Source organism: Streptomyces sp. NPDC036822, assembly GCF_055609145.1.
Map to the genome: position 1 here is coordinate 1 of NZ_JBVJPY010000014.1, position 16,700 is coordinate 16,700.

The 16,700-nt window shown below is 72.6% G+C and carries 15 protein-coding genes and 1 pseudogene; 1 reads left to right on the forward strand and 15 read right to left on the reverse strand.

Going from position 1 to position 16,700, the window contains the following annotated elements; translation table 11 throughout:
* The 4 genes and pseudogenes from ACZ68P_RS27040 to rhaI all read right to left on the reverse strand — a co-directional run.
* Positions 1 to 93 (reverse strand): annotated as a pseudogene (locus ACZ68P_RS27040) ((Fe-S)-binding protein); the annotation flags it as partial.
* Between the two features lie 70 nt (positions 94 to 163).
* Positions 164 to 1,627 carry a rhamnulokinase gene (locus ACZ68P_RS27045; RefSeq protein WP_471010577.1) on the reverse strand — a complete coding sequence of 488 codons (1,464 nt, stop codon included), beginning with the start codon at positions 1,625 to 1,627 and terminating at the stop codon, positions 164 to 166.
* Complete coding sequence (locus ACZ68P_RS27050; protein WP_471010579.1) at positions 1,624 to 3,669, reverse strand: bifunctional aldolase/short-chain dehydrogenase; 2,046 nt, start codon at positions 3,667 to 3,669, stop codon at positions 1,624 to 1,626. Before ACZ68P_RS27050 ends, ACZ68P_RS27045 begins: the two co-directional genes overlap by 4 nt.
* Positions 3,670 to 3,759: 90 nt before the next feature.
* The gene (gene rhaI / locus ACZ68P_RS27055) at positions 3,760 to 4,929 is read right to left on the reverse strand and encodes an L-rhamnose isomerase (protein ID WP_471010580.1); all 1,170 of its coding nucleotides are present in this window, start codon (positions 4,927 to 4,929) and stop codon (positions 3,760 to 3,762) included.
* Positions 4,930 to 5,096: 167 nt separating this feature from the next.
* Between rhaI and ACZ68P_RS27060 the strand changes: the two genes are divergently transcribed.
* On the forward strand, positions 5,097 to 6,128 hold the full coding sequence (locus ACZ68P_RS27060) for a LacI family DNA-binding transcriptional regulator (protein ID WP_471010582.1): 1,032 nt from the start codon (positions 5,097 to 5,099) through the stop codon (positions 6,126 to 6,128).
* A 118-nt stretch (positions 6,129 to 6,246) separates the two neighbouring features.
* On the opposite strand, the gene ACZ68P_RS27065 is transcribed toward ACZ68P_RS27060, so the two are convergent.
* The 11 genes from ACZ68P_RS27065 to ACZ68P_RS27115 all read right to left on the reverse strand — a co-directional run bounded on the left by ACZ68P_RS27065 (position 6,247) and on the right by ACZ68P_RS27115 (position 16,695).
* Entirely contained in the window at positions 6,247 to 7,104 is an 858-nt protein-coding gene (locus ACZ68P_RS27065) for a fumarylacetoacetate hydrolase family protein (protein WP_471010583.1), read from the reverse strand.
* Between the two features lie 34 nt (positions 7,105 to 7,138).
* Positions 7,139 to 8,176 (reverse strand): cupin domain-containing protein, encoded by a 1,038-nt coding sequence (locus tag ACZ68P_RS27070; RefSeq protein WP_471010585.1) that lies wholly within the window; start codon positions 8,174 to 8,176, stop codon positions 7,139 to 7,141.
* Between the two features lie 43 nt (positions 8,177 to 8,219).
* Positions 8,220 to 9,473 carry an FAD-dependent monooxygenase gene (locus tag ACZ68P_RS27075; protein ID WP_471010587.1) on the reverse strand — a complete coding sequence of 418 codons (1,254 nt, stop codon included), beginning with the start codon at positions 9,471 to 9,473 and terminating at the stop codon, positions 8,220 to 8,222.
* A 96-nt stretch (positions 9,474 to 9,569) separates the two neighbouring features.
* Entirely contained in the window at positions 9,570 to 10,220 is a 651-nt protein-coding gene (locus ACZ68P_RS27080) for a CoA transferase subunit B (protein ID WP_471010589.1), read from the reverse strand.
* On the reverse strand, positions 10,217 to 10,975 hold the full coding sequence (locus ACZ68P_RS27085) for a CoA transferase subunit A (RefSeq protein ID WP_471010591.1): 759 nt from the start codon (positions 10,973 to 10,975) through the stop codon (positions 10,217 to 10,219). The genes ACZ68P_RS27080 and ACZ68P_RS27085 overlap by 4 nt, the downstream gene beginning before the upstream one ends.
* A 17-nt stretch (positions 10,976 to 10,992) precedes the next feature.
* Positions 10,993 to 11,769: an SDR family NAD(P)-dependent oxidoreductase gene (locus ACZ68P_RS27090; RefSeq protein WP_471010593.1), complete on the reverse strand. Its 777-nt coding sequence runs from the start codon at positions 11,767 to 11,769 to the stop codon at positions 10,993 to 10,995.
* Entirely contained in the window at positions 11,766 to 12,512 is a 747-nt protein-coding gene (locus ACZ68P_RS27095) for an SDR family NAD(P)-dependent oxidoreductase (protein WP_471010596.1), read from the reverse strand. The genes ACZ68P_RS27090 and ACZ68P_RS27095 overlap by 4 nt, the downstream gene beginning before the upstream one ends.
* Positions 12,509 to 13,480 carry a fumarylacetoacetate hydrolase family protein gene (locus ACZ68P_RS27100; protein ID WP_471010599.1) on the reverse strand — a complete coding sequence of 324 codons (972 nt, stop codon included), beginning with the start codon at positions 13,478 to 13,480 and terminating at the stop codon, positions 12,509 to 12,511. The genes ACZ68P_RS27095 and ACZ68P_RS27100 overlap by 4 nt, the downstream gene beginning before the upstream one ends.
* 132 nt (positions 13,481 to 13,612) lie before the next feature.
* A complete protein-coding gene (locus ACZ68P_RS27105; protein ID WP_471010601.1) occupies positions 13,613 to 14,551 on the reverse strand; it encodes a VOC family protein in 939 nt (312 codons plus the stop codon).
* Positions 14,552 to 14,563: 12 nt separating this feature from the next.
* Positions 14,564 to 15,568, reverse strand: coding sequence for an amidohydrolase family protein (locus tag ACZ68P_RS27110; protein ID WP_471010605.1), 1,005 nt, complete (start codon positions 15,566 to 15,568; stop codon positions 14,564 to 14,566).
* Positions 15,565 to 16,695 carry an FAD-dependent oxidoreductase gene (locus tag ACZ68P_RS27115; protein WP_471010607.1) on the reverse strand — a complete coding sequence of 377 codons (1,131 nt, stop codon included), beginning with the start codon at positions 16,693 to 16,695 and terminating at the stop codon, positions 15,565 to 15,567. Before ACZ68P_RS27115 ends, ACZ68P_RS27110 begins: the two co-directional genes overlap by 4 nt.
* Positions 16,696 to 16,700 lie beyond the last annotated feature (5 nt).

Sequence of the window (16,700 nt, forward strand, 5' to 3'; positions counted from 1 at the left end):
GACGCCCAGCCGGGTCAGCAGCCGCACCACCGCGCGGCCGGTCTCCGGGTAGAGCGTGTCGTTGACACAGGTGAGGAAGAGGGCGACACGCATCGCGGTCCTTCGATCCGTTCGGTAAGGCTCCGGGCGGGCACGGTGTCAGGGGCCGTGCCCACCCGGAGGATCAGTGGCCGTCCTGGACGGCGATGCGCCGGGCGGCGGCGTCCCAGGACACCCGGTCGCCCGACGGTTCGTAGCGGTGCAGCGGCTGGGTGCGCGCCACCAGCTCACGCATCCGTTCGCGGTCGCCGACGAGTCCCCGGGCACGGGCCTGCACCAGTACGTTCCCCAGCGCGGCCGCCTCCACCGGACCGGCGACGACGGGAATGCCGCACGCGTCGGCCGTCAGCCGGCAGAGCAGCGGGTTGCGGGCGGCGCCCCCCACCACGTACACCACGTCGACGGGACGGCCGGAGAGCCGCTGCGCCTCCTCGATCGCGTGCCGGTGGGCCAGCGCGAGGGAGTCGAGGATGCACCGCGTGATCTCGCCACGCGTCGACGGCACGGGCTGGCCGGTGGCGCGGCACGCCTCCGCGATGCGCCGCGGCATCCGGCCAGGCGCCAGGAACGCGGAGTCGGACGCGTCGACCACCGACCGCAGCCCCTCGGCCGCGGCCGCCTCCCGCAGAACCGCCGGCACGTCCTCCTCGTTCCAGTCGCGCATGCACTCCTGGAGCAGCCACAGGCCCATGATGTTGCGCAGATAGCGGACGGTGCCGTCGATGCCCAGCTCGTTGGTGAAGTTCGCCCGCCGGCTCGCCTCCGTGAGGACGGGCGCGTCGAGTTCGAGCCCGGCCAGGGACCAGGTGCCGGTACAGATGTACGCGAAGTTCTCACGGCGCCCGGCCGGGACCGCGGCGACGGCCGAGGCCGTGTCGTGGGACGCGACCGTGGTGACGGGAACCGCCTCGCGCCGGCCCAGGGCCTCGGTCACGTGCGGCAGCAGGCCGCCCGCCGGGTCACCCGGACGGCGCAGCGGCGCGAACAGGCCGAGGTCGATCCCGAGCGAATGCGCGATGTCCGTCGCCCAGGCGCCGGTACGGGGGTCGACCAGCTGGGTCGTCGAGGCGTTGGTCACCTCCGTGCCCTGCTCGCCGGTCAGCCAGTACGTCATCAGGTCGGGGATCAGCAGCACCCGCCTGGCGATGGAGGCCTGGGGCGTCCGCCCTGCCGCGACGAGTTGGTACAGCGTGTTGAACGGGGCGTACTGGATGCCCGTGCGGGCGTACAGCCGCTCGGCGGGGACGGTCCGCCAGACCTCCTCCGCGACGCCCTCGGTGCGGGCGTCCCGGTAGTGCACGGGCGCGCCGAGGAGGCGACCGTCGGCGTCGAGCAGCCCGTGGTCCACGGCCCAGCTGTCGACGCCGATCGAGTCGACCGGCCCTGCGGCGCGCAGCCCGTCCAGAATCCCCGCGTACAACGCGTGGACGTCCCAGCGCAGACCCTCCGGGAGGCGGACGGGCCGGTTCGCGAACCGGTGCGCCTCCGTGAGCTCCAGGACGTCCCGGGCCACCCGGCCCACCATGACGCGTCCGCTCCCGGCTCCGAGGTCGACGGCGGCGAACGATCCGCCGCGCGGCGTCGTCATCGCAGGAAGGCCGCGGCGACGCCCGCGTCGACGGGGACGTGCAGTCCGGTGGTGTGGGTGAGGTCTCCGCCGGTGAGCGCGAAGACCGCGCTCGCCACGTGCTCGGGCAGCACCTCCCGCTTGAGCAGTGTCCGCTGGGCGTAGAACTCGCCGAGCCTCTCCTCCTCGATGCCGTACGTCGCGGCCCGCTGGGCACCCCAGCCGCCGGCGAAGATCCCGGACCCGCGCACCACCCCGTCGGGGTTGACACCGTTGACACGGATGCCGTGTTCGCCCAGCTCGGCGGCGAGCAGCCGGACCTGGTGGGCCTGGTCGGCCTTGGTGGCCGAGTAGGCGATGTTGTTCGGCCCGGCGAAGACCGCGTTCTTCGACGCGATGTAGACGATGTCGCCGCCGAGACCCTGGTCGATCATGACCCGTGCGGCCTCGCGGGAGACGAGGAACGATCCTCGGGCCATGATGTCGTGCTGGAGGTCCCAGTCCTTCGCGGACGTCTCCAGGAGCGGCTTGGAGATGGAGATGCCGGCGTTGTTGACGACCAGGTCGACCCCGCCGAACGCGAGGACCGCCTGGCGGAACGCGGCGGCGATCCGCTCCTCGCTGGTGACGTCCACCGTGACCGCCACGGCCGTGTCCGGGCCGCCGATCTCCTCCGCGACCGCCCGGGCGTTGGCCGCGTCGAGGTCGGCGACGACGACACAGGCCCCCTCGGCGGCCAGCCGGTGCGCGATCGCCCTGCCGATGCCGCTGCCGGCACCGGTCACCAGCGCCACGCGGGTGGCCAGCGGCTTCGGCTTCGGCATCCGCCGCAGCTTGGCCTCCTCCAGCTCCCAGTACTCGATGCGGAACTTCTCCGACTCGTCGATCGGCGCGTACGTCGAGACCGCCTCCGCGCCCCGCATCACGTTGATCGCGTTGACGTAGAACTCGCCCGCGACCCGGGCGGTCTGCTTGTCCTTGCCGAAGGAGAACATGCCCACGCCGGGGACGAGGACGATCGCCGGGTCGGCGCCGCGCATCGCGGGGGAGCGGGGGGTGGCGTGCCGGTCGTAGTAGGCCGCGTACTCCTCGCGGTAGGCGGCGTGGAGTTCCTTCAGCCTGCGGACGGTGACGTCCAGCGGCGCCGTCGGCGGGAGGTCGAGGACGAGCGGGCGGACCTTGGTCCGCAGGAAGTGGTCGGGGCAGGAGGTGCCGAGCGCGGCGAGGCGAAGGTGCTCGGTCCGGGCGACGAAGTCCAGCACGGCACCGGTGTCGGTGAAGTGCCCGACCTGCGGCCGGTCCTGGGAGGCGAGGGACCGGACGTGCGGGGCGAGCGCGGCGGCGCGGTCCCTTCGCTCGTCCTCCGCGAGCGGCTCGTACCCCTCGATCACGGGACCGAACGGCTCGGCTCGTCCGCGCTCGGCGAGGAACGCCTCGGCGGTGCGGATGATGTGCAGGGAGTTGCGCTCGCACTCCTCGGAGGTCGCGCCCCAGGCGGTGATGCCGTGACCGCCGAGAACGCAGCCGATCGCCCGCGGGTGGGCGGCCTTGACGGCGGCGATGTCCAGGCCGAGCTGGAATCCGGGGCGGCGCCACGGCACCCACACCACCGACTCGCCGAAGCACTCCGCCGTCAGCTTCTCGCCGTCGGCGGCGCAGGCCAGCGCGATGCCGGAGTCGGGGTGGAGATGGTCGACGTGCGCCGCGTCGACCAGGCCGTGCAGGGCGGTGTCGATCGACGGGGCGGCGCCGCCCTTGCCGTAGAGACAGTGGTCGAACGCCGCGACCATCTCGTCCTCGCGCTCCACACCCGGATACACGTCCGCGAGGGCACGCAACCGGTCGAGGCGGAGCACGGCGAGCCCGTCCTCGGTCAGGGTGCCCAGGTCGCCGCCCGAGCCCTTGACCCACATCAGGCCGATGTCCGCGCCGGTCACGGGGTCCGTGCCGGCGCCCTTCGCCGAGGTGTTGCCGCCGGCGTAGTTGGTGTTGCGGGGGTCGGCGCCGAGACGGTGCGAACGCGCCAGCAGTTCGGAGGGCGTGGGAGGGGAAGCGGAAGACATGGACATCCTTCAGGACACGCGGGGGTGCGGACAGGTACGAGGGCGGGTGCGTCGGGGATCGGGGCCGAGTGCGTCGGGAGCCGGGACGGGTCAGGCGCCCCAGCCGGCCTGGTCGCCGCCGACCCGCTCCGCGGCGGCTCTCTCGGCCCAGCCGGAACGGGCGTACGCGGCGAGGGGATCCGCGTCCAGGCCCATCTCCTCGCGCACCTCGCGGAGAAGCGGCCGTACGTCGGTGGCGAAGGCGTCCATCAGGACGGCGTTCGCGGCCAGCACGTCCCCCGACCGCTGGGCGGCGGCCAGCGCGTCCGCGTCGACGAGCAGCGCCTTCGCCGTGGCCTCCTGGACGTTCATCACCGAGCGGATCACGGCCGGAACCTTCGCCTCGATGTTGTGGCACTGGTCGAGCATGAATGCGACCCCGGCCTCGGGCGCGAGCCCGCCGCCGCGCACGACCTCGTGCATGATCCGGAAGAGCTGGAAGGGGTCGGCCGCCCCGGCCATCAGGTCGTCGTCGGCGTAGAACCGGGAGTTGAAGTCGAAACCGCCGAGCTTCCGCTCGCGCAACAGCAGTGCCACGATGAACTCGATGTTGGTGCCGGGCGCGTGGTGGCCAGTGTCCACCACGACCTGCGCCTTCGGCCCCAGCTTCAGGCAGTGGGCATAGGCCGTACCCCAGTCGGGCACGTCGGTGGTGTAGAAGGCCGGCTCGAAGAACTTGTACTCCAGCAGCATCCGCTGCTCCTCGCCGAGCCGGGCGTAGACCTCGGCCAGACACGCGGCGAGCCGCTCCTGCCGCGCCGGGATGTCGTCCTGGCCGGGGTAGTTGGTGCCGTCCGCGAACCACAGCTTGAGGTCCGCCGATCCGGTGGCGTCCATGATGTCGACGCACGCGAGCAGATGGTCCACCGCGCGGCGGCGCACGGAGGCGTCGGGGTGGCAGACGCTCCCCAGCTTGTACGCGTCGTCCTGGAAGGTGTTGGCGTTGATCGCGCCCAGCTCCAGGCCGCGCTCCTCGGCGAAGGAGGCGAGGGCGGCGTAGTCCTCGACCCGGTCCCACGGGATGTGCAGGGACACCTTGGGGGCGATGCCGGTGAACTCGTGGACCTTCGCGGCGTCCTCCAGCTTCTCCCTCGGGGTGCGGGGCACGCCGGGCTGGGTGAACACCTTGAAGCGGGTCCCGGAGTTCCCGTACCCCCAGGAGGGCGTCTCGATCGTCTGGGTCCTCAGCGCGGCCTTCACGGCGTCCCGCACGACAGTCATGGGTACCTCACAACCTGGGCCGTGCATCCGCGACAGGCGGTGAATCGTTTCAGAACGACAAAACCACCTGATGGAAGGGGTGGTCAAGGGGGCGAGCGGAAGTTTGTGAAACGATTCAAAGCGTGGGCGCGGGCGAACTAGGATGAAGGCGTCGACGCGGGACCGAGGTGAACGGACGGGCACAGCTGGTGGTGGGCATCAAGGAGGTGGCCCGGGAAGCAGGCGTCTCGGTGGGCACGGTTTCCAACGTCCTCAACCGGCCGGAGCGGGTCTCCGACCAGGTCCGGGCGCGTGTGCACGCCGCGATCGACGCTCTCGGCTACGTACGGAGCGAATCCGCCCGCCAGCTCCGTGCGGGAACGAGCCGGATGCTGGGACTCCTCGTCATGGACACCGGCAACCCGTTCTTCGCCGCCCTCGCGCGGGGTACGGAGGAGGTGGCCGCCCGGGCCGGGCTCGGCGTCATGGTGTGCAACAGCGGCGAGGACGCCGCGGCCGAGAGGTCGTACCTGTCCCTCTTCGCCGAACAGCGGCTCCGCGGCGCGCTCCTTGCCCCCGTCGAGACCGACGGGGCGCCGTGGGAGGCCCTGCGCCGACAGAACATCCCCTGCGTCGTCGTGGACCGTGCGGTGAGCACCGAAGAAGCGTGCTCCGTGGCCGCCGACGACGTCCTGGGAGGCCTTCTCGCGGGCAGGCACCTGCTGGACGCCGGCCACCGCCGGATCGCCTACGTCCGCGGTCCGGAACACCTGCAGCAGGTGTGCGACCGGCGCACCGGACTGGCGCGCGCCCTGGAGGAGGCGGGACTGCCGCGAAACGCGCTCGTCGAGATCCCCGCGCAGCGGATGGACGTCCCGGCCGGCCGGGACGCCGGCGCGCGCCTGCTCGGGCTCGCCCCGCGTCCCACGGCCGCGTTCTGCGCCAACGACCTCCTGGCCCTCGGACTGCTCCAGACGGCCTTCGGGGCGGGGGTCGCGGTCCCCGAGGACCTCGCCGTCGTCGGCTACGACGACATCGAGTTCGCCGAGGCATCCCTCATCCCGCTGACCTCGGTCCGCCACCCCGCCGACGCCATCGGCCGCCTGGCCGCCGAGCTGCTGCTCGAGGAGATCGAACCGGCACGGGAGACCCACCGCCACCGCGGCATCGTGCTCAAGCCGGAACTCGTCGTGCGCCGCTCCAGCCTTCCGCGCTCCTGACGCCGGGAGCCTTCGCGCGGTGACGTCCGGGGAGTCCTCCCCGGACGCCTCGTACGCCTCGTACGCCTCGTACGACGCGGTACCGGTCGCCGGGCGCGTGCCGGTCGCCGGTACCGCGTCAGCCGCGGCGGTGACCCGGCCGCGAGGCGTAGGGAGTGGCCCGCGACCCGTCCACGCCCACCTCCAGCCGGCCCACCCGCTCGATCTCCACGACGACGCGGTCGCCGTGGCCGAGCGGTCCGACGCCCGCGGGCGTCCCGGTGGCGATCACATCGCCCGGGTGCAGGGTCATCACCGAGGACGCGTAGGCGATCAGCTCCCGCACGCCGAAGATGAGGCTCGCCGTGCTGGTGCGCTGGCGCGTCGTCCCCGCCACGTCGCACCGCAGGTCCAGGGCGTCGGGGTCCGGGATCTCGTCCGCCGTCACCACCCAGGGGCCGAGGGGGGTGAACGTGTCGAACGACTTGCGCGTGGAACGGTCCTCGCCGGAACGGACGGTGATGTCCAGGAGGCACGTGTACCCGAAGACGTGGTCCAGCGCGTCGTCGGCGCTCACGTGCGACGCGGTACGGCCGATGACGACGCCGAGCTCTCCCTCCTGGTCGGTGCGCTTGTCGGAGTAGGGCAGGACGACGTCCTGCCCGGGGCCGATCACGGACGAGTTCGCCTTGAGGAAGACGCCCAGCTCCGCGATGGACGTGGGGTACTCCATCTCGGCCTTGTGGTCGAGGTAGTTGACGGGCGCCCCGATGATCTTGCCGGGGCGCGGCAGCGGCGCCTCCAGGTTCGCCTCCGCCAGCGGGACGCGCCGGCCGCGCGCGAGGTCCAGCGGCGCGGCCGTGCCGGTGGAAACCGCCTCGATGTGGTGGTGGAGCGCGCCGGCGGATCCGGTGCCGGTGAGCTGGTCGGTCACGTCGACGATGTCGTCGCCGTCGACGACGCCGAGCCGCCCCTTGTCGAACAGGGCCAGACGCATCTGGGCCTCCTTGCGATGGTGTCGGGTGGGTGGATCAGGCGCCGGGATCGGCGCTTTCCCCGCGATAGAGGCCGAGGGAGCGCATGACGGGCTCGTCGCTGTAGGAGAAGAGGACCGCGTCGCTCGACGTGGACGTGTTCAGGTGGCGGTAGGACGCCCAGCCCGGTATCGCGAAGGTGTCGTGCTCGGACCAGTCCAGCCGCACACCGTCGACGACGGTGGCTCCCTCACCGCGTACGACGTTGAAGATGGTCGACGCCGTGTGGCGGCGGCCCGCGCCCTGGAAGCCAGGGCGCAGCCGCTGGACGCGGCAGCCGATCGTGGGCATGACCGGACCGCCGGTCCAGGGGTTGGTGTACTCCAGCACGATGCCGTCGACGTCGCTGCCCTCGGCGGAGTCGGCGATGGCTTCGAGGGCCCGGTCGGTCTCCTGCCACGTGTAGCGGGTGACGGGGGAGTTGAGGCCCTCCGGCGTGATCCACGTCGGGGTCAGGCGGCCGTGGAGGAACTGCCGGCTGCCCGCGTCGTCGGAGCGGGTGACCGGCTGGAGCCGCTCGGGGTACTTCTCGTAGAAGCCCGCCTCCAGGGCGTTGACGAGCGGGTAGTCCAGGGCGTCGAGCCAGATCATCGGCGCGTCACCCTGGTGGGTGTGGTCGTGCCAGTGCCATCCGGGGGTCAGCAGGAGGTCACCGGGGGCCATGAAGACGCGCTCGCCGTTGACGGTGGTCCAGGCGCCGTCGCCCTCCAGGATGAAGCGGAACGCGTTGGAGGTGTGCCGGTGGGCCTGGGCCGTCTCGCCGGGCACGATGATCTGGAGCCCGGCGTACAGGGTGTTGACCGTCGCGGGCGGGTCGCTCAGGCCGGGATTGACCAGCATGAGGACCCGGCGTTCCGCCTCGTCCAGGGACAGCGCTCGGGAGAAGTGCAGGAGGTGCGGGCGCAGTTCCCCCCAGCTCCACCGGAAGGGCACGGCCCGGCTGCGGGGCTGGGCGGGGAAGAGATTGCCGTAGAAGCGCCAGAGCGGGGCCGCTCCCAGGTCTTCGAGGGCCTTGTAGGCGGGGTCGTCGGTCATGGTGTCCTCTCGCGGTGGTCGCTCACTCGGTGGGGGGATGCCGTCAGGGCCGGGGCAGAGCCGGGACCGGGCCGGGGGCCGCGGTGGAGGCGGCGGCCGGGACCCCGGTGGGGCCAGGGGTCCAGACCCAGGCGATGTCGTCGAAGTCCTCGGGCGTACGCGAGGAAAGGAGCTGGTTGCGCAGGGTGGCCCCCATGCCTTCCAGGTGGCAGAGCTCGCCGAACCGGCGGGCGTTCGTCTGGATGCCGGCGGCCCGCTCCCGTCGGCGGCCGGCGTAGGACGCGAAGGCCGCGGCGGGGTCGCCGTGCCCGCGCAGGGCGTGGCCCAGCGTGACCGCGTCCTCCAGTGCCTGGCAGGCGCCCTGGGCGAGGTACTGCAGCATCGGGTGGGCGGCGTCGCCCAGAAGCACGATCCGGCCGTGCACCCACTCGGTGAGGGGCGGTCGGTCGAACAGGGGCCAGCGCCGGTCCCGGGCGACCAGGGGCAACGCGTCGCGCACAGCCTGGCAGGACCCCGAGAAGCGTGCCTCCAGCTCGGCCTCGGTGCCCCAGTCGTCGGAGCCGGGGGAGTACTGGTCGCTCTCGAAGACGGCGACCTGGTTGTAGAGCTCGCCGCGCCGCACGGGGTACTGCACGAGGTGCATGCGCGGTCCCGCCCAGACGATGACCGACTCCGTCGCGGCGTGCCGGGACATCGCCCCCGTCATGCGGCTGAGGGGCAGGGCCCCCCGGTAGGCCACGTAACGCGAACAGACCGGGTCGCCGTCACCGACGAGGATCTGCCGCAGGCGGGAGTGGAGGCCGTCGGCCGCCACGACCGCGTCCGCGGGCAGCCGCTCGGACGTCTCGGCGAAGTGCAGGCGGACCTCGGACGGGGTCTGCACCGCGTCCGTCACCGTGTGCCCGGTGCGCAGCGTGATCGACGGGTGCTCCAGACAGGCGGCGAGCAGCGCCGCGTGCAGGTCGGTGCGGTGCGTGACGAGGTACGGGTGCGGGAAGCGGTCGGTGTAGGCGTCGCCGCGCAGGTCGAGGGAGGTGACCTGTTCGCCGCTGAGCGCGTCCATCATGACGAGCCGGGGCGGCGCGACGGCGGACCGCCGCACGGCGTCCAGGACGCCGAGTTCCTCCAGGGCCACCGAGGCGTTCGGGGCCAGCTGCAGACCCGCCCCGATCTCGCCGAAGCGGGCGGCACGCTCCACGAGCGTCACACGGTGGCCGGCACGGGCGGTCGCGAGGGCGGCGGCCAGACCGCCGATGCCGCCGCCGACGACCGCGATGTGCAGGGTTGGGGAAGTCACGGGCACGAGGGCCTCCTTGGGATGTCGGACCGGGCGTGCGGGGGGGCGCGGCGGAGCGGCCGCGCCGCTCCTGACGGCCGGGGCGGTGGGGTGCTCTCAGCAGGCGGCGGCGACGCCGTCGACGTGGACGAAGGCTTCGGTACGGGCCCTGATGTCCTCGACCGTGACGCCGGGAGCCGTCTCCACCAGGGCGAGACCCCGGTCGGTGACGTCCAGGACCCCGAGGTCGGTGATGATCCGGTCGACGCAGGAGCGGCCGGTGAAGGGGAGCGTGCACTCCTCGACGATCTTCGGTGTGCCGTCCTTCGCGGTGTGTTCCATCAGGACGACGACCCGCCGGGCGCCGTGCACGAGGTCCATCGCGCCGCCCATCCCCTTGACCATCTTTCCGGGGATCATCCAGTTCGCCAGGTCGCCCCGCTCCGAGACCTGCATCGCGCCGAGCACGGCGGTGTCGACATGGCCGCCCCGGATCATCCCGAAGGACAGGGCGGAGTCGAAGAACGACGCGCCGGGAAGGACGGTCACGGTCTCCTTGCCGGCGTTGATCAGGTCGGGGTCGACCTCGTCCTCGGTGGGGTAGGGGCCGGTGCCGAGGATGCCGTTCTCGGAATGGAGCACGACGTGTACACCCGCCGGCACGAACGCGGGGATGAGCGTGGGCAGGCCGATGCCGAGGTTGACGTAGGACCCGTCGGTCAGCTCGGCGGCGGCCCGTGCGGCCATCTGGTTGCGGTTCCAGCTCATCGGCCGCGCACCGTCCTCTTCTCGATCTGCTTGTTCGACGCCTGGGCCGGTGTCAGGGCCACGACGCGCTGGACGAAGACGCCGGGCAGGTGCACCCGGTCCGGGTCGAGCGCTCCGGGCTCGACGAGTTCCTCGACCTCGGCGACGGTGATACGGCCGGCCATGGCGGCGAGCGGGTTGAAGTTGGCCGCCGCGCGGCGGAAGACGAGGTTGCCGTGCCGGTCCCCGCGCCAGGCCCGTACCAGCGCGAAGTCGGTGGTGATGCCGTGCTCGAGGAGGTGCGGCACTCCGTCGAAGGGGCGGGTCTCCTTCGCCGGGGAGGCGAGGGCGACGCCGCCGTCCGGCGCGTACCGCCAGGGCAGGCCGCCGTCACCGACCTGGGTGCCCACGCCGGCCGGGGTGTAGAAGGCGGGGATGCCGCAGCCGCCGGCGCGCAGCCGCTCGGCGAGGGTTCCCTGCGGGACGAGTTCGACCTCCAGCTCTCCGCCGAGGTACCGCCGGGCGAACTCCTTGTTCTCGCCGACGTAGGAGCCGGTGACCCGGGATATCCGTCCTGCCGCCAGCAGCACTCCCAGCCCTCGGCCGTCCACGCCGCAGTTGTTGGAGACGACGCGCAGATCCTCGGCGCCCTGCGCGTGCAGGGCCTGGATCAGTACCTCGGGGATGCCGCTGAGGCCGAAGCCGCCGACGGCCAGGGTGGCTCCGTCGGCGATGTCGGCGACGGCGTCCGCCGGCTTGACGATGACCTTGTCCACGTGTACGGGTGCTCCTTTCAGGCGGGGGCGCCTGGCAGTACGGCGGACCATCCGCCGTCGACGACGAGGTGGGCGCCGGTGACGTACGCCGCCTCGTCGGAAGCGAGGAAGACGGCGGCGCTCGCCACGTCCTGGGGCAGCCCGAGGCGGCCCAGGGGGATGCGACGCGCTGCCTCGCGCACCGGGTGGCCGGCGGCGAGCGGATCGCCGCGCGAGCCTTCGGCGTCGATCAGGCCGGGGCTCACGCAGTTGGCGCGGATGCCGTGCGCGGCTCCTTCGGCCGCCAGTTGGCGGGTCAGGGCGATCACGCCGGCCTCGGCCGCCGCGTGCGCGGCGGGGTGGTTCGTCAGGGAGCCGGTCCGGCCGGCGACCGATCCGACCGTGAGGACGCAGCCGCGGCTGCGCACGAGGTGCTCCCACGCCGCGCGCACGGGGAGCCACACCGCATCGAGTTCGGCTCGTACCGTGGCGGCGAAGCCGACGTAGGGCTGTTCGGTGACCTGTCCCAGCCGCACGGCTCCGGCGTCGGCGTAGCAGATGTCGATGCCGCCGAACGCGCCGGCGGCCTCCTCGACCCAGGCTGCGACGGAGGCGGCGGAGGTGACGTCCAGCGGGCCCACGGTGAGCGCGGTGCCGCCCTCCCGCGCGATGAGCCGCTGCGTCTCGACGGCCTCGTCGTGCAGGAGGTCGCCGCCGACGACCAGGGCTCCTTCGGCGGCGAAGCGGAGTGCCGCCGCCCGGCCGAGGCCGCGGGCGGTCCCCGAGACGAGCGCGACCTTCCCTTCCAGTCTCACGGCCCGGCCTCGCCGCGGACCGTGTCGGAGACGGACTTGACCCCGCCGTGCGAGGTGAGACCGCCGTCGACGGGGATCTCGGCGCCGGTGACGAACGACGACTCGTCCGACAGGAGGAACACGACCAGCGGAGTGACCTCCTCGACGGTCCCGACCCGGCCGAGCGGCGTCTCCCGGATGTTCGCCTCGCGGAACGACGGAGCCGCCGATGCCGTCATCTCGGTCTCGATGAAACCGGGATGGATCGTGTTCACCCGGATGCCGCGCGGACCGAGCTCCAGGGCCGCCGTCTTCGACAGCCCGCGCAGAGCCCACTTGCTGGTCGTGTAGGCCACCGGATAGTGGGCGGTCAGGGCCGCGGAGGAGCCGACGTTCACGACCGACGAGCCGGGCGGCATCAGCGGGGCCAGGTACCGGACGCCCAGGAGCGGACCGGTGACGTTGACCGCGTGCACGCGGGCCATGTCCGCGGGGTCCACGTCGTCCAGGCGGGCCCGCCAGGTGATGCCGGCGTTGTTGACCAGACCGTGGACCGCCCCGTATGTCTCGCGCAGCTCGGCGGCGAGCGCGGCCCACTCCTCGGCCGCGGTGACGTCCAGACGTCGCACGTCGCCCGTGGCGCGCACGTCGGTGGCGATCACGCGAGCGCCCTCGCGGGCCAGGGCGGCGGCCTCGGCGGCACCCTGGCCCCGTGCCGCGCCCGTCACGACGACGACCTTCCCCGCGAGCCGCCCGCCGCTCACGGCCGCTCCCGGCCGCGGCGCCGGCCCGCCGGAAGCGCGACCGGCTCCGGTCCCGGGACGACGCGGGTGGTCAGGGAGCCGATGCCCTGGACGGTCAGGGTGACCGTGTCGCCCGGCCCCAGCGGCGGCGGGCTCTGACTGCCGGAGCGTCCCCACAGCTCGGCCAGGCAGCCGCCGTTCCCGCAGGTGCCCGAGCCCAGGACGTCCCCGGCGACGACGCGGGTGCCGCGCGAGGCGTAGGCGGTCATCTCCTCGAAGGTCCAGCTCATGTTGGACAGCAGGTCGTGGCCGACCCGCCGCCCGTTGACCTCGGCGGTCAGCGCCAGCCGCAGGAAGCCGTCACGGTCGCGGTACGGCTCCAGCTCGTCGGCGGTCACCAGATAGGGGCCGAGCGTCGTCGCCGTGTCCTTGCCCTTGCACGGGCCCAGGCCGACCCGCATCTCGGCGGACTGGAGATCGCGCGCGGACCAGTCGTTGAAGATCGTGTAGCCCACGATGTGGTCCCGGGCCCGCTCCGGGGTGAGGTCACCGCCGTCGCGGCCGATGACGGCCGCCACCTCGAGTTCGAAGTCGAGGACGGAGGAGCCCGGAGGCATCGGGACGTCGTCGTGGGGGCCGTAGATCGCGTGCGGGTTGGTGAAGTAGAACGTGGGAGCCGCGTACCACTGCTCCGGCACGCCGGCCTCGCCGCTGACCGAGCGGCGCACGCCCTCGACGTGCTCCTCGAAGGCGACGAAGTCCCGTACGGAGGCGGGCTGGAGGAGCGGCAGGAGGCGGACCTCGGAGACGTGCGGGCCGGGCGGGACGTCGAACGCCGCCGCCCCGGCGGCGAGCAGGCCGGGCAGGCCGTCCGTCTCACGGATGAGATCGGTCAGGGACGTGATGCCCGGCAGGGGCAGAAGCGTGCCGTCTTCCTCGACGACGGCCACGCGGCGCCGTTGGCGGTGCTCGAAAGCGGCGAAGCGCATGGTGCTGCTCCAGACAGGGGGAGGAGGCGGATGGGGACCGGCACGGCGGGGGACCGGGAACGCGGCGGCGGGAGTCAGGGCGGGACCCTGCCGCCGCGTCCCGGGGTCAGGAGGGGAACCGGGCCGGGGGTCTCAGACCGGCGGGGCGACGAAGCAGCCGCGGTCGGGGTCGTTGAAGGACTCCTTGGCGACGAGCTCGTTCATCGGGTTCGCCGTGCCCCACTGGTCGGTGACCTCGGGCTGCGAGAAGTCGTAGACGTGCGGGTGCCAGGTGTCCTCGTCGAGTTCCTCCAGTTCGGTGGTGTACTCGACGGTGTTGCCGTGCGGGTCGAGGAAGTAGGTGAAGGTGTTGTCCCCGGCCATGTGCCGGCCCGGGCCCCAGAGCTTCCTGAAGCCGGCGCGGATCACCCGGCCGGAGCCGCGCATGTACTCGTCGATGCCGCGCATCTCGAAGGAGATGTGGTGCAGCGAGGTGTGCGGGCCCTTGGCCAGCGCCATGGAGTGGTGCTGGTTGCTGATCCGCATGAAGTGCATGACCTCGCCCATGTGCGGCGAGCTGAGCGTGTCGGAGAGCCGGAATCCGAGGTGCTGCTCATACCAGGCGCGGGTGCGGTCCAAGTCGGGCGAGTTGAGCACCACGTGGGAGAGCTTGACCGGGATCGACTCCTTCTCCTCGATCCTGCGGTGCCGGCGGACCTCGACGTCGGCGGTGACCTCGATGGTGCGGCCGTCCACGTCGAAGAACCGGAAGCCGTAGCCGCCACCGGGCGTGTCGACCGTGCCGGGCCGCGAGACCAGCTGCACACCGCCGGCCAGCAGCCGTTCGGCGAGCGTGTCCACGTCCGCGGGGGTCGCGGCGCCGTAGGAGACCAGGTCCAGTCGCTTCTCGGCGGCCTTGCGCAGCCGGACCACGTACTGCTCCGGGCTGCCCTCGGCGGCGAGGAAGGAGATGCCGGAGTCCTCGGCGACCTTGGTCAGGCCCCAGACGCCGGAGTAGAAGTCGAGCTGCTTGTCGTAGTCGGGCACGGCGAGGTCCACGTGCCGCAGATGGGTGAGCAGGCGAGCGCTCATGAGGGTGCCTCCTCAGGCGAGGGCGAGGTTGAGCAGGGCGGCGGCGTTCCCGCCGCGGATGGCGTCGAAGTCGGTCTCGGACAGGCCCGCGGCCCGCAGTGCGGCGACGGGGTCCGGGGAGCCCATGTCGAAGGGGAAGTCGGAGCCGAGCAGCACCCGGTCCGCACCGGCGGCGTCCACCAGGGCCCGCAGGACGTCGGGGGAGTGCACGAGCGAGTCGAAGTACACCTGCCGCAGGTAGCTGCTCGGTGGCTGGGCGCAGCCCGTCGACGCGTCCGGGCGGGCCCGCCACGCGTGGTCGGCGCGTCCGATGTGGGTGGGGAGGTAGCCGCCGCCGTGGGCCGCGATCAGCTTCAGTCCCGGATGGCGGTCGAGGACCCCGGAGAAGATGAGATGGGACAGGGCGACGGCGTTCTCGGTGGGCTGGCCCACGCTGTTGGAGAGGTACCACCGGTCGAGACGCTCGTCGAGGGTGCAGCCGAACGGGTGCAGGAACACGATCGATCCGGTCTCCTCCGCGCGGGACCACAGCGGCTCGTAGGCCGGATCGGACAGCTCCCGTCCCGGAGCGTGGCTGGAGATCTCCACTCCGGCCAGGCCCTGCTCGCGCGCGTGGTCGAGCGCCGGGACGAGCAGGTCGGGATGTTGCAACGGCACCAGTCCCAGGCCCCGCAGCCGGTCGGGCGCCTCCGCGCAGTGCGCGGCCGTCGCCTCGTTGGCGAGGCGGTAGACCTTCTCGGCGGTCGGCGCGTCCGCCCAGTAGTGGTAGTGCGAGGGCGACGGGCTGACCAGCTGGACGTCGACGCCCTGCGCGTCCATGCCGGCGAGGCGGACCGACACATCGGTCATGCTCGGTACGCGGTCGCGGACCATGGCGCCGCTGACGGCGAGCGCCTCCGGACCGTTGCGCCGGGCGTCGAGCCGCCTGGCCTCGGCGAGGCCGGGGAGTTCGGCGACGAGCGCCTCGATCCGCGGGAGGAGGACGTGGGCGTGCACGTCGATGGTGGGGCTGGTCACGGCAGCTCCCGCAGCATGGTCATGGTGCGTGCCATCAGGCCGGGCACGTCGGCGTCGCGGACGCCGTCGAGCTGCCATCGGCCGATCTGCACGGACGCGTCCACGACCGGGCGGACACGGGTGATCCGCCGCTCGTAATAGCTCTGCAGCAGTTCCTCGTCCCAGTCCTCCGCCTCGGTCAGCAGCTGGGCCAGCACCCAGGCGTCCTCCAGGGACAGCGCCGCTCCCTGCGCCAGCGTGGGAGGACAGCAGTGGGCGGCGTCGCCGATCAGGACGACCCGGCCGCGGTGCCAGGAACCCTCGACCAGCATCCGGTCGAACCAGGTGTAGTTGACCTTCGACGGATCGGTGATCGTTGCGGTGATGGCCGGCCAGGCGCCGCCGTAGGCGGAAGCGATCCGGCGCATCTCGTCCGCGTACGTGTCCGGCGGGATGGAGCCGCGGTCGCGGTTCTTCTCGACGACGTACGCGTAGAGCGTGGTGTCGCTCGTCGGGCAGTAGCCGGCGATGAACGCCGGTCCGCCGTAGGCGAGGTCCGTGCGCTCGACCCCCACGGGCCGCGGGGCGGCGACCCGCCAGATGGCCATGCCGGTCGGCTCGGGCTTGTCGGTGATGCCGACCTGCGCGCGGGTGGCGGAGCCCAGACCGTCGGCGGCGATCACCAGGTCGTAGCGGTGCTCGCCCGCGTCGCCGAACCGTATGGTCACACCGGTGGCGTCCTGGTCCAGGACGGTGGCGGTCGTGCCCAGGCGGATGGTCGCGCCGCTGGCGCGGACGGCCTCGATCAGGATCTGCTGAAGCCGGGGACGCTGCATACCGACGGTCGCCGGCAGCTCGTCGCCCCCGGTGCGCAGATCGCGCTGGACGTGCAGGACGTCGCCGTCGGGGGTGGTGATGCCGACGGAGCCGAAGGCGAAACCGGACTCCTTCACCTGCTCCCAGACGCCGAGTTCGCGCAGGACGCGCAGGGCGTTGCCCTGAAGGGTGATGCCGGATCCCGCGGTGGCGTTCCAGTCGTCCTTGGCTTCGACCAGGTCGACCGTGAGCCCGGCGCGGCGCAGCAGGATCGTGACGGCGTTTCCGGCCGCCCCGCCGCCGACGACGAGGACCGTGCGTGGTGTGCTCATGGGGA